This window comes from Streptomyces muensis, assembly GCF_021474425.1.
GTDB classification, from domain to species: Bacteria; Actinomycetota; Actinomycetes; order Streptomycetales; family Streptomycetaceae; genus Streptomyces; species Streptomyces muensis.
In genome coordinates this window covers 1-23,023 of sequence record NZ_JAKEIP010000053.1, presented here as the reverse complement: position 1 = coordinate 23,023, position 23,023 = coordinate 1, and the positions used below count along the sequence as shown (strand labels likewise).

The following is a 23,023-nucleotide window of genomic DNA, read 5'->3' as shown; positions in this document are numbered from 1 at the left end:
CGGAACGATCGCGTCACGCTCGAACATGTGCACAGCGGTGTCATCCGTGCCGGTGAGGGATCATGCGGAACATGAGCGACGACCACACACATGTGCAGGAGTTCTTCACGGCCCGCGCCGCCGCCTGGGACAGCAAGTTCCCGGACGACGGACCCGCCTACGCGGCCGCGGTCGCCGAGCTCGGGCTGCGCGAGGGGGACCGCGTACTCGACGCGGGCTGCGGCACGGGACGTGCCCTGCCGCCGCTGCGTGCCGCTGTGGGGCCCTCGGGAGTGGTTCTGGGCGCCGATCTGACCCCGGCCATGCTGGAGGCCGCTGTGCGGGCGGGACGCGATGCGGACGGGCAGTTGCTGCTCGCCGACGTGGCCGCGCTGCCGTTGCGGCCGGAATCGCTCGACGCCGTGTTCGCGGCCGGCCTCGTCGCGCATCTGCCCGACCCCGCCGAGAACCTGCGGGAGTTGGCCCGCGTGGTGCGTCGCGGCGGCGTCCTCGCGCTGTTCCACCCGATCGGCCGGGCGGCGCTCGCGGCACGCCAGGGCCGGCAGCTCACCCCGGGCGACCTGCGCGCCGAGCCCAACCTCCGGCCGCTGCTCGCCGGCTCCGGGTGGCGCATGACGTCGTACGTCGACGAGGACGACCGCTTCCTGGCACTGGCCGTCCGGGAGCACTGACGTCTCAGCGCCGCCCGGCGACGACGGCTGACGGAAAGCCCTGCACGGCGCTGCCCCCTTCTGCAGCCGAAGCTCCAACTCTAGGTTGAACAGTGGAAGATGGACGATCGGTCGGATCAGCCACACAGGGGGAAGGCGGTCACCATGTGGGACAGGGTGCGCGAGGTGTGCGCGAGACTTCTCCGTTCCCCGCACGCGGAGGAGGAGAGTATGCGGCAGGAGCGCCCGCACAAGGAGAAGCGCACGCACAATCTCTTCGAGGCGGCGGCCGTGTACGTGTCGGCCTGCGCGGAGGACGACCAGGATCAGATCGACGAGGCCTCCGGGTGGGTCTCTCCCGAGGCGCTGTCGTTCGGGGTGAGCGAGCTGGCGTGCCGGGCCGTCATCGCGCTCGCCCGGGAACGCGACGAGTCGCCACAGACCGTCGCCCGGACCCTGCTGGGGCTCCCGGCGGCCTGACACCGTGGCCGATCTCGGTCGATTCGCCCCGACCAGTCGGAAAGCTGCAGCTCGGGTAGGCCGGGGAGTCGTGACAAGCGGCTTCCGGTCGCACTAGGGTGCGCGCCGATGGACGAACCGATGGGGAGGCTGGGATGGCCGGGACGGACGAGGAGGCCGTCGCCGCCGCGGACGATGCGCTCTATGTGCTCACGGCGGTGTTGCTGACGCCGGCGAAGTTCCCGAGCGTGCTGGGCGACGACTATCCGGAGGCCTGCGCGGCGCTCGGCCTCGCGCCGCTCGCCGACGGGTACGGCCTGGTCCTCGGCCAGGACGGCGACGGCGCCCGGTGGACGGTCGTCATCGACGACGTCTCCCTGGTCGCCGTCGCCATCGCGTCCTGGGACTGCGGCATGGAGTACGACCTGTCACCCGACGAGCGTACGGTCGTGGCCGCGCTGCCCGGGTGGCCCCTCGCGGTGGCCGTCGCCGCCCCCAATGTGCCGGATCCGCACGATCCCGATCCCGAGGTCGCGGACGGTCCGCCGTTGGCGCCGCCGGACACGAGCGTGTGGGGGCCGGCCCAGCGGCGCCTGGGCGCCGACGAGATCGCCCTGCAGTGGGCGATCTGGCGCGAGCAGATCGATGACACGGACTTCGCGACGTCGGGCGGCGGGGCGGCAGACGCTGCTGAGGCCGCGGACGCGGGCGAGCGTGAAGGCGGCGGCGAAGGCGAGGGCGCTGACAAGGGCGGCCAAGGCAGGACCCTTGGTGGCCACAGCGGCATCCGCAGGGTCCTCGCGGAGGCTCGCGCGTACGTGGACTCCCCGCCGCCCCTCGGTCGCGTCCGGTCCTCGTTCGCCCCGGGTGACGCGCGGACCCTGCGTGCGGACGGTCCCGGCTGGTCGCTCGTCGCCAGGACCGACGACATCGCGTTCGTGCTCCTTGACGACGAGCCCGGCGAGGTCCTGCCGGTGGGTCGCGGGCCGGAGCTGCCCGGGCTGCTGGAAGCGCTCGACAAAATGGCCGTACGTCCCAGCTGAACCGCGCGCCGGACGGCACGGCAGCGGCGCGGCACGGACCAGTCGGTGTCAGGTGGCCCCATCTCGCTATGGCGTTCCATGTGGTCCCGACCCATGGATGACGCGGAGCCAGGACCGCACCATGAGGCAGCCTTCACGGCTTCGATCCCTCATGTGCCCGTCCCCCGCTGCCAGGAGACCGTCATGCGCCTGTCCCGAGGTGTTCCGTGCATCGCCGCCGCGCTGTTGGCCGGCGTCCTCAGTCAGCCGACTCCGGCAGCGGCCGCGGCGGTCGCCGAGCAGCCCTGCGCCCGTCAGGACGGTGTACGGGTGCCCGGCGCGGCCTTCCAGCAGAGTGCCTGCCTCGCCGATCTGACCACGGCCGGGCTCGCCGGCACGCCCTACACGGACATGGCCGACCAGGCAGGGCTGACGGCCCGGGGCACCCGGAACCCGACCGGGGTGCCGGGGATGCAGATCGACGGGTACTTCCCTGACTCCTCCCGCTTCAACGCCACTCACGGCCGGCGTCACGACGCGCAGTTCGTGATCCGGCTGCCGGACCGCTGGAACGGCGGACTGGTCGTCACCGGAGCCCCCGGCAACCGCAGGCAGTACGCGACGGACACGGCGATCTCCGACCAGGTGCTCGCACTCGGTTACGCCTACGCCGCGACCGACAAGGGAAACAACGGCGCCGACTTCTACCGGGACGGCGAGCGGCCCGGCGACGCGGTCGCCGAGTGGAACACCCGGACCACTCAGCTGACCCGGGCGGCCCGCAAGGCGGTGGCCCAGCGCTACGGGCACGCCCCCCGTCGTACGTACATGACAGGCATCTCCAACGGCGGCTACCTCACCCGCTGGCAGTTGGAGAACCATCCCGAGCTGTACGACGGCGGCGTGGACTGGGAGGGCGCGCTGTGGACCGCGAACGGTCCCAACCTGCTCACCTCCCTGCCCACGGCGGTCGCACACACGCTCGGCTCCGCGCGGGACGAGGACCTGTACACGGTCGGCTTCGCGCGCGGCTCCGAGTTTCTGTGGCCGTATCACGAGCAGGCCTACTGGGGAGTCACGCAGAAGATCTACCGCGCCGAGTTCGATCCCGCATACGACCCCGGCTGCCCCGGCCCGTCCGCCGGGACCACGCCGGATCAGGTCCTGGCGCCCTGCCCGTCCGATGCCTCGTACGACTACTCGTCGCGCCCGGCATCCGTCCGTCGTGCCGTGGCCCGCGTCGCGCTGACCGGGCGCATCGGCCGGCCACTGCTCACGCTGCACGGCGATCTGGACGCGCTGCTGCCCAAGGCGGCCGACTCGGACGTGTACGCGCGCATGGTCGACGCGAGCGGCCGGGGGCCACTGCACCGCTACTACACGATCGCGGGCGGCACTCATGTCGACGGCCTGTACGACACCTACCCGGACAGGCTCCGGCCGATCCTGCCCTGCTATCGGTCGGCCTTCGACGCGCTGGCCGCATGGGTGGAGCGGGGCACCCGACCGCCCGCGGACCACACCGTCGGCAGGCCCGCGAGCGGCGACGTGCTGAACTCCTGCCCGCTGTCCATCCCGGCCGCGCGGGCGGCCGGGTGAGGGTCAGCGACCGAGTTCCTTGCGTGTGACGCGGCGCAGCCTGCGCCGCTGTGACGGGTCGAGCGTGAGGTACGCGGCGGCCGGGACTCCCAGGACTATCAGGAGCGCGGCCCACCAGGGCAACCAGATCAACAGGATGAGACCGGCCGCCACACCTCCCGCGGCGATCTTCGCGTTCTTCGACATGTGCGTCGCCTCCTTCGCGGCCACTGCCGCTCTCTGACCTGAAAACGGGTCCGCGCTTCCAGCGGTTCCGAACCGCGACCCTGAGACGACCCTGAGGTGCGGCCCCTACTGGTCACGGAGGTCCGGTGTCGCCGATGTGCGATCAACGTGCCGGGCTCCGCACGAGGGAGATACCCCGCCGACAGGAGAGTGACCCAGGTCACACCCTGGGTTTGTCCGGAAGTCGTCCGAGTGCTGTACCGTCGGCCACTCCATCTGGGTAGTCAAATTTGAGGAGTGTCGCAGAGCTGTGCCGAGGCTTCCCGACGCAACACCGTCCGAGATCTCCGAACTGGCCTGCTGCCGTGCCGTCTTCGTACCCGGTGACCCGGCGCGCACCGGCCGGATCGCCTTCTGGCGTGCGGACGGCGGTGCCGTTCCGGCCGTCGCGTCCGGATCCGTCGAGGAGCTGGCCGTCGTGCTGCCCGGCGACGACGGTGTGGAGCTGGTGACCGTTCCGGCCGTGCTGCTGCCCGTGTGGGCCGCCCTGCCGGTCCTCACACGTGCGCGTACGTCCGCGCGGTCGCATCGAGCGGGCGTCTTCTGGGGTGCGGCCGCCGTGCTGGCGCTCCAGTTCGTGGCGCGCGGGCTGCTGCTGCCGGGCCTCTCGGCGGACGACCACGACGCCTGGCGCGTCGGCCCTCTGCGGCCGGAGGACATCGAGCAGGTACGCGCGCTTGCGGCCGCGATGCCTCCCGAGGCGCACGCCCTGCCGTTGGACGGCGTGCGGCCACTGCGCTTGCCGGATCCGGAGCGGCTGCTGCGGTCCTTCCTGGACGCGGTCGCCGACGCGCTTCCCCGGTCACCCGCGGCGGCGCTGGTGACGGGCGGGCCCGCCTACGCCGCGCGGGACCCGCAGCACGTGCCCGGTCAGCGTGCGTGGGCCGCGGACGTCGCCTCCGGTCACGACGCGGGCGTGCGGCTGTCCCTACGGCTCGAGGTGCCCGGCCTCGCCACGGCGACCTCGGACGACGCGGCACTGTCGTTCCGGGCAGTGCTGCAGGTGCACAGCGTGAGCGATCCGACGCTGGTCGCGGACGCCGCCGACGTATGGGCGGACTCCGGTGCCTTCGGCCCACGCGCGCGGATGGACACCCTGCTGGCGCTGCGTCGCGCGGCCCGCGCCTGGGCACCGCTCACACCGCTGCTCGCCGCTGCCGTCCCGGACGCGGTGGAACTGGCCGACGACGAGGCGACCGACCTCCTTCAGGAGGGCGCTCGGACGCTCGCCGGAGCCGGCATCGACGTGCACTGGCCCCAGGAGTTGGCTCACAGGCTGACCGCCCGCGCGGTGATCGGTCCGCCGGACGACGAGACCGTGCCCGGCAGGATCTTCTCCGACACCCCGTCGCTGCTGTCCGCCGACGCACTGCTCGCCTTCAACTGGTGGTTCGCCATGGGCGACCAGCGGCTCACGCGCGAGGAGCTGGACCGTCTCGCCGAGGCGAACCGCCCCGTGGTGCGACTGCGCGACCAGTGGGTCCTCGTCGACCCTGACGAGGTACGTCGCGCCCGCGCGCAGCAGGACCACAAGGTGACGCCCATCGACGCCCTCGGCGCCGCGCTGACCGGTTCCACGGAGGTCGCCGGACGCCAGGTCGAGGTCCAGGCCACGGGCTGGCTGGCGGCGCTGCGCGAGCGGCTCGCGGACCCCGAGGGGCAGGAGCCGGTGAGTCAGCCGGCCGCCCTTGACGCCACGCTGCGGGACTACCAGCGGCGCGGCCTGAACTGGCTGGCCCGGATGACGTCCCTGGGCCTGGGCTGCTGTCTGGCCGACGACATGGGCCTGGGCAAGACGATCACGCTGATCGCGCTGCATCTTCACCGGCAGTCCGACGCCTCGTCGGCCGGTCCGACGCTGGTGGTGTGCCCGACGTCCCTGATGGGCAACTGGCAGCGCGAGATCGAGAAGTTCGCGCCCGGCACGCGTGTGCGCCGCTTCCACGGCTCCCGGCGCGATCTGGACGCGGTGACGGACGGGGAGTTCGTGCTCACCACGTACGGCACGATGCGCCTGGACGCGCGCCGCCTGGCCGGGGTGCCGTGGGGCATGGTCGTGGCGGACGAGGCCCAGCACGTGAAGAACCCGTACTCGGCGACCGCACGGGAGCTGCGCTCCATCGACGCACGCGCACGCGTGGCGCTCACCGGCACCCCCGTCGAGAACAACCTCTCGGAACTGTGGGCGATCCTCGACTGGACGACGCCCGGCCTGCTGGGCCGCCTCGGCACCTTCCGAACGCGCTACGCCCAGGCGGTCGAGGGCGGGCAGGACCCGGCCGCCGCCGAGCGCCTCACCCGCCTCGTACGCCCGTTCCTGCTGCGCCGACGCAAGTCGGACCCGGGGATCGCACCCGAGCTGCCGCCGAAGACGGAGACCGATCGTGCCGTGTCCCTCACCGCCGAACAGGCGGGTCTGTACGAGGCGGTGGTCCGCGAGACGCTCGCGGAGATCGCCGGCGCCGACAGCATGGCTCGGCGCGGTCTGATCGTGAAGCTCCTGACGGGCCTGAAGCAGATCTGCAACCATCCGGCGCAGTACCTCAAGGAGGAGCGGCCGAGGATCGCCGGGCGCTCCGGAAAGCTGGAGCTGCTGGACGAGTTGCTCGACACGATCCTCGCCGAGGGGGCGAGCGTCCTGGTCTTCACGCAGTACGTGCGGATGGGACGCCTCCTCGAACAGCACCTGGCGGCTCGCGGCACGCCCTCGCAGTTCCTGCACGGCGGCACACCCGTCGCCGAGCGCGAGGTTCTGGTGCGGCGCTTCCAGGACGGTGAAGTGCCGGTCTTCCTGCTGTCGTTGAAGGCCGCGGGTACCGGCCTGAACCTCACCCGCGCCGAACATGTCGTGCACTACGACCGCTGGTGGAACCCCGCCGTCGAGGCGCAGGCCACCGACCGCGCGTACCGCATCGGCCAGACCCGGCCCGTGCAGGTGCACCGGATGATCGCCGAGGGAACCATCGAGGACCGTATCGCCGACATGCTGAGCCGAAAGCGGGAGCTGGCCGACGCGGTGCTCGGCGCCGGCGAGGCGGCGCTCACCGAGCTGACGGACGCGGAGCTGGCCGATCTGGTGGAACTGCGAGGGGGCGCCCGATGACTGGACACGACGGTGACATGGAGCGCACGTTCGCCGCGCTGCCGCCCGCGCACGGGCGCGGGTTCGCGCGGACGTGGTGGGGTCAGGCCTGGCTGAAGGCGCTGGAGGAGACGGCGCTGGACTCCGGGCAGCTCAAGGCGGGCCGCAGACTCGCGCGCGCGGGCGCTGTCGGCGCGGTGTCGGTGCGTCCGGGGCGTATCACGGCCGTCGTACAGGGCCGCGACCGTACGGCGCACCGGGCCGACGTGCTGCTGGAGGAGCTGACCGGCGAGCAGTGGGACCGCTTCCTGGACATGGCTGTCGAGCGGGCCGGGCACGTCGCCGCGCTGCTGGACCGCGAGATGCCTCCGCACCTGGTGGAGGACGCGGCGGCCACGGGCATCGAACTGCTGCCGGGCATGGGCGATCTGGATCCGGAGTGCGGCTGCGGCGCCTGGGACCACTGCGGGCACACGGCTGCCCTCTGCTACCAGATGGCACGCCTGGTGGACCAGGACCCCTTCGTGCTGCTGCTGATGCGCGGACGGGGCGAACGCGGCCTCCTGGACGACCTCCAGGCCCGCGGCACGGCACCCGCCGGCCCACCGTCCGAACGGTCCGCGGCGGCCGAGGCCGAAGGCGTGGACGCCGAGGAGGCGTATGCGACCGGCGAGATCCTGCCACCGCTGCCCGCTGTGCCCCAGCTGCCCGCCGGGCCTGGACTGCCGCCGTCCCTGGACACCGAGACGCCTCCCGAGCCCGGCGTCGCCCCGGCCGCGCTGGAGTTCCTGGCCGCCCGGACCGCTGCGGCGGCACACCGCATGCTCACGGAAGCCTTGCGATCGGGTCATGAACAGCACGCTGTCGAAGCGGAGTTGACGATAGGTCAGGACGCGGTACGCCTCGCCGCCGGCTCCCCCGACGGCGACTCCCTCGTCGGCGACTCCCCCGTCGCCGGCGTGGCGGAGCGGCTGGCCGAGGGATCGGGACGTGGCCGGGAAGGGCTGGAGATCGCCGTACGCGCCTGGCATCTGGGAGGTGTCGCCGCGCTGTCCGTACTGGACGAGGAGTGGACCGTGGAGGGCGAGACGCTCGCACGCGCGCGTGCCGCCCTGGAGACCACCTGGGACGCGGACGAACGGCCGTCGCTGCGGGCGAAGGGCAACCGGTGGACGGTCGTCGGAGCACAGCGGCAACTGCGCCTGGGGCGGGACGGGCGGTGGTGGCCGTACCGCAGGGAGCGGAGCCGCTGGGTGCCCGCAGGAGGCCCTGCGCAGGATCCGGCAACCGCACTGGCCTCGGCGGGGGTTACGGCCTCGGAGGAGCCGGGCTGCGGCTAGGGCAGCTCGTCCGCCAGCGACGGGAGAAGCGATTCGAGGTCGCTGGGAAGGCCGCTCGGCAGTTCCGTGGGGAACCCGGAAGGAAGCGATGTCGGCAGTTCGCTCGGCAGCTTGGTGGGGAGCTCTGTCGGGATGCTGAAGGACGGCTTGGGCGAGCTGCTCGTGCTCTCGGCGGGCGGTTTCTCGCCGGGTGAGTCGTCGCTGCCCGAGGCCATCAGGACCACGGCCAGGACGGCTCCGACGGCGACGATCACGACGAGCAGGATGATCAGTGGACTACGCCGCCGCCCCGGTCCGCCTCCGCCGGGCGGTTCCTGCGGAGGCCAGCCACCGTATGTGGGTGGGCCGCTGTCTGCTGGAGGGGGTCCGTAACCTCCGGTAGACGGTCCGAAGCCACCGCCCGGAGGCGGCGTGTCACCCGGCGGTCCTGGCGGCTGAGGCGGTACGGGCGGCATGGCCATACCGTCAAGGGTCGCCCCGTGGCGATCGGCACGCGACCCCCGCGCGGGAGTTGATACGGGCCCATGGCATGGATCGCATGGTTCCGGAACATTCCGCGCGGAAATCGGTCAACCGCCGGGACCGCGTGTGACCGGATCCCCGGCGCCCGAGGCGTCCGGCGAGCGGGTGGTCACACGCGGTCGGGCACGCGCGCGCGTGTACTCAGCCGCGGGCACCCAGCAGGTGGTCCATGGCCAGCTGGTCGAGCCGCTCGAAGGCCATCCCGCGCGCGGCGGCCCCTTCGACGTCGAACTCCTCGAAGGCCGTGCGGTCGGCGAGCAGCGCCTTGAGGCCGTCGGCCGCCGTGGGCTGCGCCAACTCGTCCAGGCGTGCGGCGCGCAGGGCGTCCTGGACCTCCGGGTCGGCCCGGAAGGCCGCCGAACGCTCCTTGAGGATGAGGTAGTTGCGCATGCAGCCGGCGGCCGACGCCCACACGCCGTCGAGGTCCTCGGTCCGCGGCGGCTTGAAGTCGAAGTGGCGGGGCCCGGCGTATCCGGCGCTCTCCAGGAGGTCGACCAGCCAGAACGCGGCGCGCAGGTCTCCGGCACCGAAGCGCAGGTCCTGGTCGTACTTGATGCCGGACTGGCCGTTGAGGTCGATGTGGAAGAGCTTGCCCGCCCACAGCGCCTGTGCGATGCCGTGCGGGAAGTTGAGCCCGGCCATCTGCTCGTGGCCGACCTCGGGGTTGACGCCGTACATCTCGGGGCGCTCCAGGCGCTCGATGAACGCGAGCGCGTGGCCGACGGTGGGCAGCAGGATGTCGCCGCGCGGCTCGTTCGGCTTGGGCTCGATCGCGAACCTCAGGTCGTAGCCCTGGGAGGTCACGTACTCGCCGAGGAGGTCGAAGGCCTCCTTCATGCGGTCCAGGGCGACGCGTACGTCCTTGGCGGCGCCGGACTCGGCGCCCTCGCGGCCGCCCCAGGCGACGTATGTCTCGGCGCCCAGCTCGACCGCCAGGTCGATGTTGCGGATCGTCTTGCGCAGGGCGTAGCGGCGCACGTCGCGGTCGTTGGCGGTGAACGCGCCGTCCTTGAAGGCGGGGTGGGTGAAGAGGTTGGTGGTGGCCATCGGCACCTTCATGCCGGTGGCGTCGAGGGCCTCGCGGAAGCGCTTGATGTGCGCCTCGCGCTCGGTGTCGGAGGACCCGAAGGGAATCAGGTCGTCGTCGTGGAAGGTGACGCCGTGGGCGCCGAGCTCGGCCAGGCGCCGCACCGTCTCGACCGGGTCGAGGGCACGGCGGGTGGCGTCGCCGAAGGGGTCCCGCCCCTGCCAGCCGACGGTCCACAGGCCGAAGGTGAACCTGTCCTCGGGGGTGGGCTGGTAGCTCATGCCGCGGCTCCTTGCTTGCTGACGACTGCTTGCACGACTCGCTACGACTATTTCGTCATGGCGCTTTACAAATTAGTATGCCCACGCGTCCCTGGGAAGGGACAAGATGTCCCCGACGGGGTGCGGTCCGGTGCACGACACTCCGGGCGCCCTCGAAACAGCAGGTCAGATCCCGTAGAGCCGCGGAAAAAGGGAGAGCCCGATGTCAGCAGCCGAGGGTCCGCTCGTAGTCGGCGTGGACACGTCCACCCAGTCCACCAAGGCGCTGGTCGTCGACGCTTCGACGGGCCGGGTCGTCGCGAGCGGCCAGGCACCGCACACGGTGTCCTCCGGAGCCGGCCGCGAGAGCGACCCGCGCCAGTGGTGGGACGCCCTGTGCGAGGCGCTGCGCCAGTGCGGCGACGCGGCGCGCGAGGCCGCCGCGGTGTCGATCGGCGGGCAGCAGCACGGCCTGGTCACCCTGGACGACCGGGGCGAGCCGGTCCGTCCGGCCCTGCTGTGGAACGACGTGCGCTCGGCGCCGCAGGCACGCCGGCTGACCGAGGAGCTGGGCGGCGCGAAGTTCTGGGCCGAACGCACCGGCTCCGTCCCGGCCGCCTCCTTCACTGTGACGAAGTGGGCCTGGCTGGCCGAGAACGAGCCGGAGTCCGTCCGGGCCACCAAGGCGGTACGCCTCCCCCACGACTACCTGACCGAACGTCTCACGGGACAGGGCACCACCGACCGCGGCGACGCCTCCGGCACGGGTTGGTGGGCGTCGGGGACGGAGTCGTACGACGAGGAGATCCTCGCGCGCGTGGGGCTCGACCCGGCGATGCTGCCCCGCGTGGTCCGCTCCGGGGAGGTGGCGGGAACCGTGCGCGACAGCCATGACCTGCCGTTCTCCAAGGGCACCCTGGTCGCGCCGGGCACCGGCGACAACGCCGCCGCCGCGCTGGGACTCGGCCTGCGTCCCGGCATGCCGGTGCTCAGCCTCGGCACGTCGGGCACGGTGTACGCGGTGTCGAAGCGCCGCCCCACGGACCCGACCGGCACGGTGGCGGGCTTCGCCGACGCGCACGGCGACTGGCTGCCGCTGGCGTGCACCCTCAACTGCACGCTCGCCGTCGACCGTCTCGCCACCCTGCTGGGCCTCGACCGCGAGGCCGTGGAACCCACCACCGGCCTCACGCTCCTGCCCTACCTGGACGGCGAACGCACCCCGAACCTGCCGAACGCCTCCGGCCTCCTGCACGGCCTGCGCCACGACACGACCGCCGGCCAGCTCCTCCAGGCCGCCTACGACGGTGCCGTGCACGCGCTGCTCGGCGCCCTGGACCTGGTCCTGGACGACGACGCGGACCGCTCGGCGCCCCTGCTGCTGATCGGCGGCGGCGCCCGGGGCACGGCCTGGCAGCAGACCGTACGCCGGCTTTCGGGGCGTCCGGTGCAGGTCCCCGAGGCCAAGGAACTGGTCGCGCTCGGCGCCGCCGCCCAGGCGGCCGGCCTGCTGACCGGCGAGGATCCGGCGGCGGTGGCCCGGCGCTGGAACACCACTCGGGGGCCCGTACTCGACGCCGTGGAGCGCGACGAGGAGACGCTGGCCAGGATCAGCGGGGTACTCTCCGACGCGGCCCCGCTGCTGGAGCGGAGCCCCGAGGCGCATTGAGGACTGACGGAGGCATGACCGCACCGCTGCACGAGGCCCACCCGACCGGCGGGGGGCGGGCGCTGCCCAACACCCAGCAGGGCATGCGGCGCCGCAACCTCGCCAAGGTGATGCACACCGTCAGCGCCGAGGGCCCGCTCTCGCGTGCCGCCGTCGCCTCCCGCATCGGGCTGACCCGCGCGGCCGTGTCCACCCTCGTCGACGAGCTGATCCGCTCGGGACTCCTGGAGGAGCTCGGTCCCGAGCGGCCGGGCCGGGTGGGACGTCCCGGATCGGCACTGGCCGTCAGCGGGCGCGGCCCGGCCGGGATCGGGGCGGAGGTCGGTGTCGACCATCTCGCCGTCTGCGCGGTCGATCTGCGCGGCGAGGTGCGGTCCAGGGCGGTGCGGCACGGCGCGAACCGGGGCCGGGACCCCGAGCCCGTGATCGAGGAACTCGGCGAGCTGGTACGCCAGGTCGTCGCCGAGGCCGAGCGCGAAGGGCTGTGGCCCGCCGGTCTCGCGGTGGCCGTGCCGGGTCTGGTGGCGCGGGACGCCCGTACGGTCGTACGCGCCCCGAACCTCCACTGGCGCGACCGGGATCTCGGCGATCTGCTTCCCGTGGACTTCCCGCTCACCGTGGGCAACGAGGCCAACTTCGGCGCCCTCGCCGAACTCTGGCTCGGCGAGGGCACTCCGCGTGACTTCCTGCATGTGTCGGCGGAGATCGGCATCGGCGCGGCGGTCGTGGTGGACGGCGGGCTGCTGCGTGGAACGCACGGTTTCGCGGGCGAGTTGGGGCACGTGCCCGTCCAGCCGGACGGGCCCGGATGCCCCTGTGGGGGACGCGGGTGCCTGGAGCAGTACGCCGGTGAGGAGGCGGTGCTGCGTGCGGCCGGGCTGGAGCCGGGCGAGGATCGCGTCGGACTGCTCGCGGGCCGAGCCGCCGAGGGCGACGAGGACGTACGGCGCGCCCTGCGCGACGCCGGAACGGCGCTCGGTATCGCGCTGACGGGCGCGGTGAATCTGCTGGACCCGCAGAGTGTGGTGCTGGGCGGTGCGCTGGCCGGGCTGGCGCCGTGGCTGCTGCCCTCGCTGGAGGCCGAGCTGGACCGGCGCACCGCCGGGCCCGCCTGCCCGGTGTCCGTGTCGCGGCTGGGTCCCGAGGGGCCGTTGCTGGGGGCCGCTCACTCGGTGGTGCGCGGCGTGCTGGACGATCCGGTGGCGGTCGCGGAACGCGCCTGATTCCAGGCCGAGTTCACTCATGTGGGTGAGCGAGTTATCCACAGTCGGGGGGCTGTCCACGGAACCCCGGCTCGCCGCTCTGCCCAACCCGTTGGCGCCGTACCGTGATTCACGCGGGGCGCAACCGTCGTGGCACGGCGACGGGGACACCTCGCGTGCAGGAAGGGGGGACGGGCCCGGCGCCCCCGGCTGAACTCAACTCCGAAAGGCAGTACCGCCCTTGAACCGTGAAAGACGACGCCCCAGCCGACGTCAGCTCCTCCAGGGCGCCGCCCTCGCCGTCGTCCCCTACGCCCTGCTCCCCGAATGGCAAGCCGGGGCGCACGTCCCCGGACCGGACTACCCGCTCGCCGAGTGGCGGCCGGCGAACGCCGCAAACTACACGGCGGCGAACCGCCCTATGATCCACCCCGTCGATCAGGTGATCATCCACATGACACAGACCACCTACACCAAGACCCTGTTCCTCTTCGAGAACCCCAAGAAGAAGGTCTCCGCCCACTACGTCGTCCGGTCCGCCGACGGGCACACCTCCCAGTGCGTCCGCGAGTCGGACATCGCCTGGCACGCCGGTGACTGGGACCACAACACGCGGAGCGTCGGCATCGAGCACGAGGGCTGGGTGGACGAGTCCGGCTACTTCACGGACGTCATGTACGAGGCGTCCGCCCGGCTCACGGCGGCCATCTGCGCCAGACACGGCATAACGAAGGACCGCGCGCACATCATCGGGCACTACGAGGTGCCGGGCACGGACCACACCGATCCCGGGCCGAACTGGGACTGGGCCCGCTACATACGACTGGTCAACGCCGTCTGAGGACGTGCACGGTGCGCACGGCCGGGCCCCGGGCAGGCCCATCGTTCGGGTGAGCCGGGTCGAAAAGGTTGTCCGAGTGCGCACCCGGAGTGACGATGTCCCCAGCCGCATCGCCTTCCGGGAGGCCGAGTTGAGCGAACCATGGGTGGCCCTGGAGCCGGGGGCCGACCCTGCCGAGCGGGTACGGGTACTGCGTCGGGCGCATGAGACGTTCACCGAGGTGGGTACCGTGCCCCAGCCGGTGCGTGCCGTGGTGGCGGACTCGTGGCGGCGTTCCGCGCGGGCCGGGGTGGGCCCGGACGGGACGGCGAGCGTGGAACTCGCGGACAGCGATCTCGGCGCGTACCGCGCGGAGCATCCGCTGGCCCGGGTGATGCCGTTGTTCCGGGAGTTGCTGGGCACGTTCGCCGCCGACGGCGAGCATCTGCTCGCGGTGTGCGACGCGCACGGCAGGCTGCTGTGGGTCGAGGGCCATCCGACGACCCGGCGACGGGCGGGAGGGATGAACTTCGTGCCGGGTGCGCGGTGGGCGGAGACCGCCGTCGGGACGAACGCGCCGGGTACGGCGGTGGCCGTGGACCGGCCGGTGCAGGTGTTCGCGGCCGAGCACTTCATCCGCCGGGTGCAGCCCTGGACCTGTGCGGCGGCACCGGTGCACGATCCGCGCACCGGGCGGGTGCTCGGGGCGGTGGACATCACCGGTGGCGACGGGCTCGCGCATCCGCACAGCCTGGGGTTCGTGCAGGCGGTCGCGCGCGCCGCGGAGTCCCACCTGGCGCTGCTCGCCCCGCAGTCGCCGGCCGCCGACGCGCCCGAGCTGTGCGCGCTGGGCCGCGACGAGGCGCGGCTGCTCATCGGCGGCCGCAGGGTCAGACTCAGTCGCCGGCACAGCGAGATCCTGGTGCTGCTGGCCCGTCATCCGGAGGGCCTGACCGGTGACGAGCTGCTGTGCTCGCTGTACGAGGACGAGTCGGTGACGCCCGTGACCCTGCGGGCCGAGTTGGCCCGACTGCGCCGGGTCCTCGGCCCCGGCCTGTTCGGATCGCGGCCGTACCGGCTCACGGTGCCGGTCGAGTCGGACGTGACCGTCGTCGAGCGTCGCCTGGAGGCCGGCGCGGTCACCGGGGCGGCCATGGCCTACACGGGCCCGCTGCTGCCCGGCTCCCAGGCGCCGGCGGTGGTGCGGCTCAGACGGCGCCTCGCCGACGGTCTCCGTACGGCGCTCATCGCCCGTCGCGACCCCGACCTGCTGGCCGACTGGGCGCACGCCCCGTGGGGCGAGGACGACCTCGACGTATGGCGGGCACTCGCCGCCGTACGCCCCACGCCCGCGGTGCGGTCGCGGCTGGCGGCGCTGGAGTGCGAGTTGTCGGCAGCGTCGCCCGCCTGGCGGCACCGCCCGGCGCACTGACCGGCGCCCTGACCGACCTCTCGCCCGCCCTCCCGGCTCCCGACCGCCCGCCACGCTCCCGGCTGCCAGCTGCCAGCTGCCAGCTGCCAGCTGCCAGCTGCGCGCAACGTACTTGCAACCTCGCCGTTCCTAGCCTCGCGGCGAGAGCTGCCCAACGGCGGGCAGCGCTTCTTCGGGAGGCAGAGCAGTATGACCCGTTTCGCGGCGCCCGGCACCGAGGGCGCGATCGTCTCCTACCAGGCGCGCTACGACCATTTCATCGGCGGTGAGTACCTGCCGCCGATCCGGGGGCAGTACTTCGAGAACCCGTCACCGGTGAACGGGCAGCCGTTCACCGAGATCGCGCGGGGCACGGCGGAGGACGTGGAGCGGGCGCTCGACGCGGCGCACGCGGCCGCGGCCGCCTGGGGACGGACCTCGGTGACCGAGCGTGCCGACATCCTGTGGAAGATCGCCGACCGGATGGAGGCGAACCTGGAGAAGCTGGCCGTCGCCGAGAGCTGGGAGAACGGCAAACCAGTACGGGAGACACTGGCGGCCGACATCCCGTTGGCCATCGACCACTTCCGCTACTTCGCGGGGGCGATCAGGGCGCAGGAGGGCTCGCTCGGCGAGGTCGACGACGACACGGTGGCGTACCACTTCCACGAGCCGCTCGGAGTGGTCGCGCAGATCATTCCGTGGAACTTCCCGATCCTCATGGCGACGTGGAAGCTCGCTCCGGCGTTGGCGGCGGGCAACGCGGTCGTGCTCAAGCCGGCCGAGCAGACCCCGGCGTCGATCCACTACTGGCTGAGCCTGGTCGCGGACCTGCTGCCACCAGGCGTCGTGAACATCGTCAACGGCTTCGGCGTGGAGGCGGGCAAGCCGCTGGCATCCAGCTCCCGGGTGGCCAAAGTGGCGTTCACCGGCGAGACGACGACCGGCCGGTTGATCATGCAGTACGCCTCGGAGAACATCACCCCGGTGACCCTCGAACTCGGCGGCAAGTCCCCGAACATCTTCTTCGACGACGTCTGGGCGGCGAACGACGACTTCCGGGACAAGGCGCTCGAAGGCTTCACCATGTTCGCGCTCAACCAGGGCGAGGTGTGCACGTGCCCGTCGCGGGCGCTGGTGCAGCGCGGCCAGTACGCCGAGTTCATGGAGGCGGCCGTCGCCCGCACCGAGCAGATCAGGACCGGCCACCCGCTGGACACGGACACGATGATCGGCGCGCAGGCGTCCAACGACCAGTTGGAGAAGATCCTCTCCTATCTGGACATCGGCCGGCAGGAGGGCGCCCGGATCCTCACGGGTGGCGAACGCATCGAGCACGACGGTGAGTTGAAGGGCGGCTACTACGTCCAGCCGACGATCTTCGAGGGCGACAACCGCATGCGGATCTTCCAGGAGGAGATCTTCGGTCCCGTCGTCTCGGTGACGTCCTTCGACGACTTCGACGACGCCATCAAGATCGCGAACGACACGCTCTACGGGCTCGGCGCGGGTGTGTGGACCCGGGACATCAACACGGCGTACCGCGCGGGCCGCGCCATCCAGGCGGGCCGCGTGTGGACCAACTGCTACCACGCGTACCCGGCCCACGCGGCGTTCGGTGGCTACAAGGGTTCGGGCATCGGCCGTGAGACGCACAAGATGATGCTGGAGCACTATCAGCAGACGAAGAACCTCCTGGTGTCGTACTCGCCGAAGAAGCTCGGCTTCTTCTAGAAGCCGTAGCTCAGGAAAGGGCGCCTGGCCAGGGCAGCATCTGCCCGCAGGCGCCCTTCTCGCGCCCGGATCGCATGTTCCACCCCGCCGTACCCTCGGTCACACCCTGTCACCAGTGATCATGAACGGTTGCCAACCGGCTTTGGTGACCCATCTGTTGACCCTGTGGAGACCTCAAAGGCGGCCTCAAGGCCAATGTTTGAGAGTGATAGCATTCCGCCGTCTGCGACCTTGATCCACTTCGCTCAGGCACAACCCGCCTGAGGTGGTCTGCTCTTCGCACCAACAGTCATGCGTCCCCTGTGACGGGTTGCGGATCCTCGCGAGCTGTATCCGTCGACGCCTGCATGCCACGCGCCGGGAAAGGTTTCCATGAGTCAAGACGCGCTTATCTGGTGTCTGGTTGCGATAGCGGCGATAGCCGTAGCCGCAGTCGTGGCCCTCACGCTCCGCAACTCCGCACTGGGGGCGAAGAAGAGGGAAGCCGAGGCCGCGCTGGCACAGCGGCTCAGATACACCGAGGGCGAGCTCGGCCGTATGCAGGGAGAACTGCAGCGGGTCCGGGACGAGCAGGACGGTGTCATCGGGGAGGCCGAGCAGGCGGCGGAGGAGAGCACCAAGGCGGTCCTCAAGGGCGCCGCCCGCTTCCTGCAGAGCCTCGCGGCCGAACAGACGGCGTTGCTGGACGAGATCCAGCGCAAGTACGGCGGGCACAGCGTCCTGACCGACCTGATGGACGTGAACCACGCCAACGCGCAGATGGCCCGCAAGGCCCAGGGCATCGCGGTCATGTGCGGTGCGCCCCTCGGCCGGCGCAGCCAGCCCGCCAGCGTCTACGACGTGGTGCGCAGCGCCCAGAGCCAGATCCGCAACTTCCACCGGGTCGAGATCATGCAGCCGAGCGGCATCGCGCTGAAGGCGTCCGCGGTGGCGCCGGTGGCCCTCGCCGTCGCCGAACTGCTCGACAACGCCGCCAGCTTCTCGCAGGCCGAGGCGCCGATCGAGGTAACGTTCCAGCGGGTCCAGAAGAACCTGTGCATCATCATCGACGACGCCGGCGTCAGCATGAGTGACGAGGACCGGCAGGCGGCGACCGCGCTGCTGTCCGGCGACGAGGTGCCCCGGCTGTCCCAGCTCGGCACCCAGCCCAAGTTCGGCTTCCCCGTCGTCGGCCTGATCGCCCGTCAGTACGGCTTCAAGGTGGACGTCACGGGAGTCTCCCGCTACGGCGGCGTACGCGCCGTCGTTCTGCTGCCCGAGGAGCTGTGGACCATGGAGGAGACCTCGCCGCCGGCCAGTGAGGTGCCGGTGAGCAGCATCCGACGGGTCGAGGGGCGTGAGCAGGGCGGCGCCCGCACCGTGCACGGCCTGCCCAAGCGCGGCGCCCGCAAGTCGCCGATCGCCAGCGTGCCCTCCGAAGGCGGCGGGACGGCAGCCTCGCCGAGGAGGCCGGCCCAGGGTTCCGGCGGCGGGGGCCTCGGGGCGTTCCAGCGCGGCACACTGACCGGCCGTGACCTGGACGCCCCGACACCCGAAGGGTCCGAAGGCGCATGACTACTACGGACATGTCCTGGATGGTCCAGGACATCGTGGACAACGTCCCCCGGGCCCGGCACGCCGTGGTGCTGTCCGCGGACGGGCTGCCGCGGGGGGTGACGGACGGCCTGGTCGACGGGGACGTACGGACCATCGCCGCCGCCATGGCGGGGATGCAGTCGCTCAGCCGTGCCACCGCCCACTTCGCCGGGCCGACCGAGGACCGGCAGTGGAGCCAGACGGTCATCGAGTTCACGCACGGCTGGGTGTTCCTGATCGGGGCCGGGCAGGGCACGTATCTGGCCGCCGCCGCGGAACCCGACGTCGACATGCAGCAGATCTCCTTCCGGATGAACCGGCTGGTCGCGCGGCTGGGCAACAACCTCACCTCGGCGCCCCGGGTGAGCGGCGGCGACTCGGCCCTGGAGCGGGCCGAGGCCGCGAACCGCAGCGACGGGGCGGGCGGGTCGGGGTTCGTCCTCGAAGAGCTGGACCAGCTGATCGCCTCCGTGCGCGGTGCCCGGCACGCGCTGCTGCTCGGGGCCGACGGTCTGCCCCGTGGGGCGAGCGGCGGGATCGGCCGGGACCTGGCGGACACCATCTCCGCCGCCATGACGGGCATTCACGCCTACAGCCGGGCGACCGCGCCGTTCGCCGGCGGGCGGCGGGACGAGGGGTGGCGGCAGACCGTCATCGAGTTCCAGCACGGCTGGATCTTCCTGGTCGCGGCCGGTGAGGGCGCCTTTCTCGCGGCGGCCGCCGCCCACGACTGTGACATCGAGGAGTTCACCACTCGGCTGAGCGATGTGGCACCCAGGCTCACCACACGGCAGGTAGCGCAGGGAGGGAAGGCCGGCGATGCATGACGAACCGGACAGCGAGCTGGAACTGACGTCCGCATTAGTCCCGCTGTTCGTCATCGCGAAGGGACGTGCGCTGCCCGCGGACCACGAGTACGAGCACACCACGCTCGTCACCGCCCAGGAGGGCACCGAGGCCGCCGCCCGCACGCTGTCTCCGGAAGCCAGAGCGGTCATGGACCTGATCGCCGAGGGCTTCCTGTCCGTGGCCGAGATCTCCGGCTACACACGGCTGCCGCTGGGCATCGTGCGCATCCTGCTGGCGCAGATGGCAGAGGACGGCCTGCTCTATGTGAGGAATCCGGCGCCGCGTGCCGAACGTGTCGACCGCGAACTGCTCACCGCCGTGCTCGATGGCCTGAAGACCCGATTCGGAGCGTAATTCGTGTATCTGGATCCAGCCGTCTCCCGTTCCGTGAAGATCCTCGTCGTGGGCCACTTCGGGGTCGGGAAGACCACCTGCATCGGCAGCATCTCCGAGATCGAGCCGCTGCAGACCGAGGAGGAGATCACCGAGGCGAGCGAGGGCTTCGACGACCTCTCGGGCACCCCGGACAAGACGACCACGACCGTGGCGATGGACTTCGGGCGTCTGTCCCTGAGCGAGAGCCTGGTCCTCTACCTCTTCGGAACCCCGGGCCAGGAACGCTTCAAGGAGATGTGGGAGGGGCTGTCCCGGGGTGCGCTGGGCGCGCTGGTCCTGGTGGACCCCGAGCGGCTGCACGAGAGCTTCCCGATCCTGGACCTGGTCGAGCAGTTCGGCCTGACGTACGCCATCGGTGTCAACCACTTCGACAGCACCCCCGACTATCCGCTCGACGAGGTACGTGAGGCGCTCAACCTCTCCGAGGAGACCCCGGTCGTCCGCTGCGACGTGCGCGACCAGGGCTCCTCGGCACAGGCGCTGATCACCCTCGTACAGCACCTCATGACCACCCTCGGCTAGGAGCCACGGCATGCAACAGCACTTCGACCCGTCCGGGACACCGGCCGGCTGCCCCGCTCACGGCAACATACGGCTGTACGGGCCCGAGTTCGGCTCCGACCCCGAGCGGCACTACGCCCAGCTGCGCTCGAAGGGGCCGAGCGCTCCGGTCGACATCGCGCCGGACGTCGAGGTCGAGCTGGTCACCAGCTACGACGCCGCCCTCTACATCCTGCAGAACCCCGGCTCGTTCGTGCGGGACGCGCGTCGCTGGAACGCCCTCAACGAGGGGCGGGTGCCCGCCGACAGCCCGGCGCTGCCGATGATGGCCTACCGCCCCAACGCGCTGTTCAGCGACGGCGCGGCGCACGCCCGGCTGCGGCAGGCGGTGACGGACAGTCTCGCCACCGTCAACCAGGTCCAGCTGGTGCGTCAGACGCAGCAGTCGGCCGACTACCTGATCAGCCGTTTCAGCAACGAACCCCTCGGTCAGGCCGAGCTGATGGCCGCCTACGCCCAGCCGCTTCCGCTGCTGGTCTTCAGCGATCTGTTCGGCTGCCCGCCCGAGATCGGCGACCGGGTGATCGTAGGGATCAGCGGCATCTTCGAGGGCACGCCGGGTGCCGACGAGACGCTGGGCGCGGCGCTCGCCGAACTCATCGCCCTCAAGCGCCGCGAGCCCGGTGAGGACCTCACCACCCGGCTGATGGTGCACTCCGCCCGGCTGACGGACGAGGAGGTGCTGCACCAGCTGGTGACCCTGCTCTCCGGCGGCACCATGCCCCTGACCGCCGCCATCGGCACCAGCGCCGCGCTGTATCTGAGCGACGACTGGCAGAGCGGCCTGCCGATCGAGGACGCGGTCGTGCAGACCCTGTGGAACTACGCGCCGATCGCCAACTACGCGGGCCACTACCCGGTGCACGACGTGGAGCTGAACGGCCGGACCGTGAAGGCGGGCGACCCGATCCTGATCTCGTTCGCGGCGGCCAACACCGACCCCAAGCTGACCGAGCACCGCGAGCAGCTCAGCGCCAAGGCCCATCTGGCCTTCGGTGCCGGCCCGCACGCCTGCCCGGCCAAGGACCCCGCCTTCCTGATCGCGTCCACGGCCGTGGAGTCCCTGCTCAATCGGCTGCCCGACGTCGAACTGCGCGTCCCCTTCAAGGAACTGGCCTGGGCGCCGACGCCGTGGAGCCGTTCCCTGGTGACCGTGCCCGTCCGGTTCAGCCCGCGCGTCGTGTCGTCGGCCGCGGCCGCCCGGTCCGCGGCGGCTCGCTCCACGCAGCCGGCCCAGTCGTCCTCGGCTCCGCAGCCGGCCCCGGCGCCCCGGCCGGCCCACGCCGCGCCGCAGCCCAAGGGCGGTCTGTTCAGCCGGTTCCTGGCATGGACCAGGGGCGCGTGACGCAGGTAACTCTATGAGACGAGTGTGTTACTGAATCTTTCAATGACCTCTCGGGTACGTATGGCGGCTGACTCTCAGAAAGGAGCCGCCATCGTGGGGAGTGTCACCTCTCCGATATCCGATCGTCGCGCCACCGTTGCCCTCTTCTCCCGTCTGCGGACGGTCCAGGGCCAATCCGACCCCTTCCCCCTCTACGCCGAACTCCGGTCGCGCGGAGACGTCAGCCCCGCACCCTGGGGTGGTTTCCTCGTGACCGGGTTCAGCGCCTGCGACCAGGTGCTGCGCAGCAACACCTGGCTTGAGCCGGACACGAGTTGGAGGGAACGGCAGGGGGAGCGCACACGCTGGAGCGCTCCCTCCTCCCGCGAGATCAGCCGCACCCTGCCCGCGCTCAACCCCCCGGAGCACACCCGGGTCCGGCGGGCGGCCGGCACCTTCGACCGTGGCACCATCGAGCAGATCGGCTCGCGCGTGAGCCGGATCGTCGACCGGCTCCTCGACTCCCTGATGGACCAACTGCACACCGGGGAGGCCGACTTCGCCGCCCTGGTCGGCGAGGAACTCCCGATCGCCACGATCGGGGACTGGCTGGGGCTGCCCAGCGCGGACTGGTCCCGGCTGCGCGAACTGACCCACGACCAGGTCTTCACCCAGGAACTCCTGCCCTCCGCCAGTCAGTTGGCCCGCTCCGACGTGGCCATGGCCGAACTGCGCGCCTACTTCCTCGACCTGGTGGCCCAGCGGCGCACACGTCTGGGCGACGACCCGGTCTCCCGGTGGATCCGTACCTGGGACGAGCTGGAACCGGACCAGGACAAGGCCGACGAGGCGGTCTACTTCCTAGCCCTGTTCGTCCTGCTGGCCGCCCTGGAGACGACGTCCACGCTCCTTTCGACCATGGCCCTGCTGCTCGTCGAGGACCCCGACCGGTGGAGCCTGCTCGCCGAACAGCCCGACCTCGTGCCCGCCTTCGTGGAGGAGTCGTTGCGCTACGACCCCCCGACCCATGTGATCAGCCGGGTCGCCGCACAGGACTGCGTCCTTGAGGGCGTGGAGGTCCGGGCGGACGAGATGGTCCACCTGATGGTGGGAGCCGCGCACCGGGATCCGGCCCGGTTCAGCGCTCCCGACCGGTTCGACCTGAGCCGCGGGCCCGGGCACCTCGCCTTCAGCGGAGGCATCCACTACTGCCTCGGGGCGCCGCTGGCCCGTCTCGAGGCGCAGACCCTGCTCACCCGAATGATCACCCACCTCCCCCGTCTCACCCTGGTCCGC

Annotated in this window: 20 protein-coding genes; 17 read left to right on the top strand and 3 right to left on the bottom strand. The window is 71.7% G+C overall.

All coding sequences use genetic code 11. The annotated features are described in order from the left end of the window. The first annotated feature begins 71 nt into the window (after positions 1-71). From L0P92_RS15800 to L0P92_RS15785, 4 genes are all read left to right on the top strand, one after another. A complete protein-coding gene (locus tag L0P92_RS15800; RefSeq protein WP_234763343.1) occupies positions 72-671 on the top strand; it encodes a class I SAM-dependent methyltransferase in 600 nt (199 codons plus the stop codon). 144 nt (positions 672-815) lie between these two features. Beyond that, positions 816-1,130: a hypothetical protein gene (locus L0P92_RS15795; RefSeq protein ID WP_234763342.1), complete on the top strand. Its 315-nt coding sequence runs from the start codon at positions 816-818 to the stop codon at positions 1,128-1,130. Between the two features lie 134 nt (positions 1,131-1,264). Beyond that, positions 1,265-2,152 (top strand): hypothetical protein, encoded by an 888-nt coding sequence (locus tag L0P92_RS15790; RefSeq protein WP_234763341.1) that lies wholly within the window; start codon positions 1,265-1,267, stop codon positions 2,150-2,152. Positions 2,153-2,335: 183 nt separating this feature from the next. After that, entirely contained in the window at positions 2,336-3,730 is a 1,395-nt protein-coding gene (locus L0P92_RS15785) for a tannase/feruloyl esterase family alpha/beta hydrolase (protein ID WP_234763340.1), read from the top strand. A gap of 3 nt (positions 3,731-3,733) precedes the next feature. Here the strand turns inward: L0P92_RS15785 and L0P92_RS15780 are convergent, their stop codons facing one another. Further along, positions 3,734-3,916, bottom strand: coding sequence for a tail-anchor membrane protein (locus tag L0P92_RS15780; protein ID WP_086731275.1), 183 nt, complete (start codon positions 3,914-3,916; stop codon positions 3,734-3,736). A gap of 289 nt (positions 3,917-4,205) precedes the next feature. Here L0P92_RS15780 and L0P92_RS15775 point away from each other — a divergent pair, with 289 nt between their 5' ends. Together L0P92_RS15775 and L0P92_RS15770 are read left to right on the top strand one after the other, a co-directional pair. Continuing rightward, a complete protein-coding gene (locus tag L0P92_RS15775; RefSeq protein WP_234763339.1) occupies positions 4,206-7,058 on the top strand; it encodes an SCO1167/SCO6262 family helicase in 2,853 nt (950 codons plus the stop codon). Continuing rightward, the gene (locus L0P92_RS15770; RefSeq protein WP_234763338.1) at positions 7,055-8,377 is read left to right on the top strand and encodes an SWIM zinc finger family protein; all 1,323 of its coding nucleotides are present in this window, start codon (positions 7,055-7,057) and stop codon (positions 8,375-8,377) included. The genes L0P92_RS15775 and L0P92_RS15770 overlap by 4 nt, the downstream gene beginning before the upstream one ends. Here L0P92_RS15770 and L0P92_RS15765 read toward each other — a convergent pair. Both L0P92_RS15765 and xylA read right to left on the bottom strand, forming a co-directional pair. Beyond that, positions 8,374-8,631, bottom strand: a complete 258-nt coding sequence (locus tag L0P92_RS15765) for a hypothetical protein (RefSeq protein WP_234763337.1) — start codon at positions 8,629-8,631, stop codon at positions 8,374-8,376. The two genes, L0P92_RS15770 and L0P92_RS15765, sit on opposite strands and share 4 nt — an antisense overlap. A 409-nt stretch (positions 8,632-9,040) precedes the next feature. Beyond that, the gene (gene xylA / locus L0P92_RS15760; RefSeq protein ID WP_234763336.1) at positions 9,041-10,207 is read right to left on the bottom strand and encodes a xylose isomerase; all 1,167 of its coding nucleotides are present in this window, start codon (positions 10,205-10,207) and stop codon (positions 9,041-9,043) included. Between the two features lie 202 nt (positions 10,208-10,409). Here xylA and xylB point away from each other — a divergent pair, with 202 nt between their 5' ends. The 11 genes from xylB to L0P92_RS15705 all read left to right on the top strand — a co-directional run. After that, a complete protein-coding gene (gene xylB / locus L0P92_RS15755; protein ID WP_234763335.1) occupies positions 10,410-11,855 on the top strand; it encodes a xylulokinase in 1,446 nt (481 codons plus the stop codon). Positions 11,856-11,869: 14 nt separating this feature from the next. Next, on the top strand, positions 11,870-13,078 hold the full coding sequence (locus tag L0P92_RS15750) for an ROK family transcriptional regulator (protein WP_234763334.1): 1,209 nt from the start codon (positions 11,870-11,872) through the stop codon (positions 13,076-13,078). Positions 13,079-13,298: 220 nt separating this feature from the next. Beyond that, positions 13,299-13,898: an N-acetylmuramoyl-L-alanine amidase gene (locus L0P92_RS15745; RefSeq protein WP_234763333.1), complete on the top strand. Its 600-nt coding sequence runs from the start codon at positions 13,299-13,301 to the stop codon at positions 13,896-13,898. A gap of 130 nt (positions 13,899-14,028) precedes the next feature. After that, on the top strand, positions 14,029-15,309 hold the full coding sequence (locus tag L0P92_RS15740; protein WP_234763359.1) for a GAF domain-containing protein: 1,281 nt from the start codon (positions 14,029-14,031) through the stop codon (positions 15,307-15,309). 189 nt (positions 15,310-15,498) lie between these two features. Continuing rightward, positions 15,499-17,022: an acetaldehyde dehydrogenase ExaC gene (exaC, locus tag L0P92_RS15735; protein ID WP_234763332.1), complete on the top strand. Its 1,524-nt coding sequence runs from the start codon at positions 15,499-15,501 to the stop codon at positions 17,020-17,022. Between the two features lie 372 nt (positions 17,023-17,394). Next, positions 17,395-18,576, top strand: coding sequence for an ATP-binding protein (locus tag L0P92_RS15730; RefSeq protein ID WP_234763331.1), 1,182 nt, complete (start codon positions 17,395-17,397; stop codon positions 18,574-18,576). Between the two features lie 20 nt (positions 18,577-18,596). Next, positions 18,597-19,424, top strand: a complete 828-nt coding sequence (locus tag L0P92_RS15725) for a roadblock/LC7 domain-containing protein (protein ID WP_234763358.1) — start codon at positions 18,597-18,599, stop codon at positions 19,422-19,424. Beyond that, complete coding sequence (locus L0P92_RS15720; RefSeq protein WP_234763330.1) at positions 19,417-19,800, top strand: DUF742 domain-containing protein; 384 nt, start codon at positions 19,417-19,419, stop codon at positions 19,798-19,800. The genes L0P92_RS15725 and L0P92_RS15720 overlap by 8 nt, the downstream gene beginning before the upstream one ends. Before the next feature lie 3 nt (positions 19,801-19,803). Continuing rightward, positions 19,804-20,364, top strand: a complete 561-nt coding sequence (locus L0P92_RS15715; protein WP_234763329.1) for a GTP-binding protein — start codon at positions 19,804-19,806, stop codon at positions 20,362-20,364. A gap of 10 nt (positions 20,365-20,374) precedes the next feature. After that, on the top strand, positions 20,375-21,748 hold the full coding sequence (locus tag L0P92_RS15710) for a cytochrome P450 family protein (protein ID WP_234763328.1): 1,374 nt from the start codon (positions 20,375-20,377) through the stop codon (positions 21,746-21,748). Between the two features lie 93 nt (positions 21,749-21,841). Further along, positions 21,842-23,023: cytochrome P450 (locus L0P92_RS15705; RefSeq protein WP_234763327.1), on the top strand; the 1,182-nt coding region annotated here is incomplete at its 3' end.

Excerpts from the sequence above, each read along its gene's own strand:
- xylB (WP_234763335.1), top strand. The coding sequence starts at position 10,410 with ATGTCAGCAGCCGAGGGTCCGCTCGTAGTCGGCGTGGACACGTCCACC.
- L0P92_RS15800 (WP_234763343.1), top strand. The coding sequence starts at position 72 with ATGAGCGACGACCACACACATGTGCAGGAGTTCTTCACGGCCCGCGCC.
- xylA (WP_234763336.1), bottom strand. The coding sequence starts at position 10,207 with ATGAGCTACCAGCCCACCCCCGAGGACAGGTTCACCTTCGGCCTGTGG.
- L0P92_RS15750 (WP_234763334.1), top strand. The coding sequence starts at position 11,870 with ATGACCGCACCGCTGCACGAGGCCCACCCGACCGGCGGGGGGCGGGCG.
- L0P92_RS15795 (WP_234763342.1), top strand. The coding sequence starts at position 816 with ATGTGGGACAGGGTGCGCGAGGTGTGCGCGAGACTTCTCCGTTCCCCG.
- exaC (WP_234763332.1), top strand. The coding sequence starts at position 15,499 with ATGACCCGTTTCGCGGCGCCCGGCACCGAGGGCGCGATCGTCTCCTAC.
- L0P92_RS15780 (WP_086731275.1), bottom strand. The coding sequence starts at position 3,916 with ATGTCGAAGAACGCGAAGATCGCCGCGGGAGGTGTGGCGGCCGGTCTC.
- L0P92_RS15730 (WP_234763331.1), top strand. The coding sequence starts at position 17,395 with ATGAGTCAAGACGCGCTTATCTGGTGTCTGGTTGCGATAGCGGCGATA.
- L0P92_RS15770 (WP_234763338.1), top strand. The coding sequence starts at position 7,055 with ATGACTGGACACGACGGTGACATGGAGCGCACGTTCGCCGCGCTGCCG.
- L0P92_RS15720 (WP_234763330.1), top strand. The coding sequence starts at position 19,417 with ATGCATGACGAACCGGACAGCGAGCTGGAACTGACGTCCGCATTAGTC.
- L0P92_RS15710 (WP_234763328.1), top strand. The coding sequence starts at position 20,375 with ATGCAACAGCACTTCGACCCGTCCGGGACACCGGCCGGCTGCCCCGCT.
- L0P92_RS15790 (WP_234763341.1), top strand. The coding sequence starts at position 1,265 with ATGGCCGGGACGGACGAGGAGGCCGTCGCCGCCGCGGACGATGCGCTC.
- L0P92_RS15785 (WP_234763340.1), top strand. The coding sequence starts at position 2,336 with ATGCGCCTGTCCCGAGGTGTTCCGTGCATCGCCGCCGCGCTGTTGGCC.
- L0P92_RS15725 (WP_234763358.1), top strand. The coding sequence starts at position 18,597 with ATGGTCCAGGACATCGTGGACAACGTCCCCCGGGCCCGGCACGCCGTG.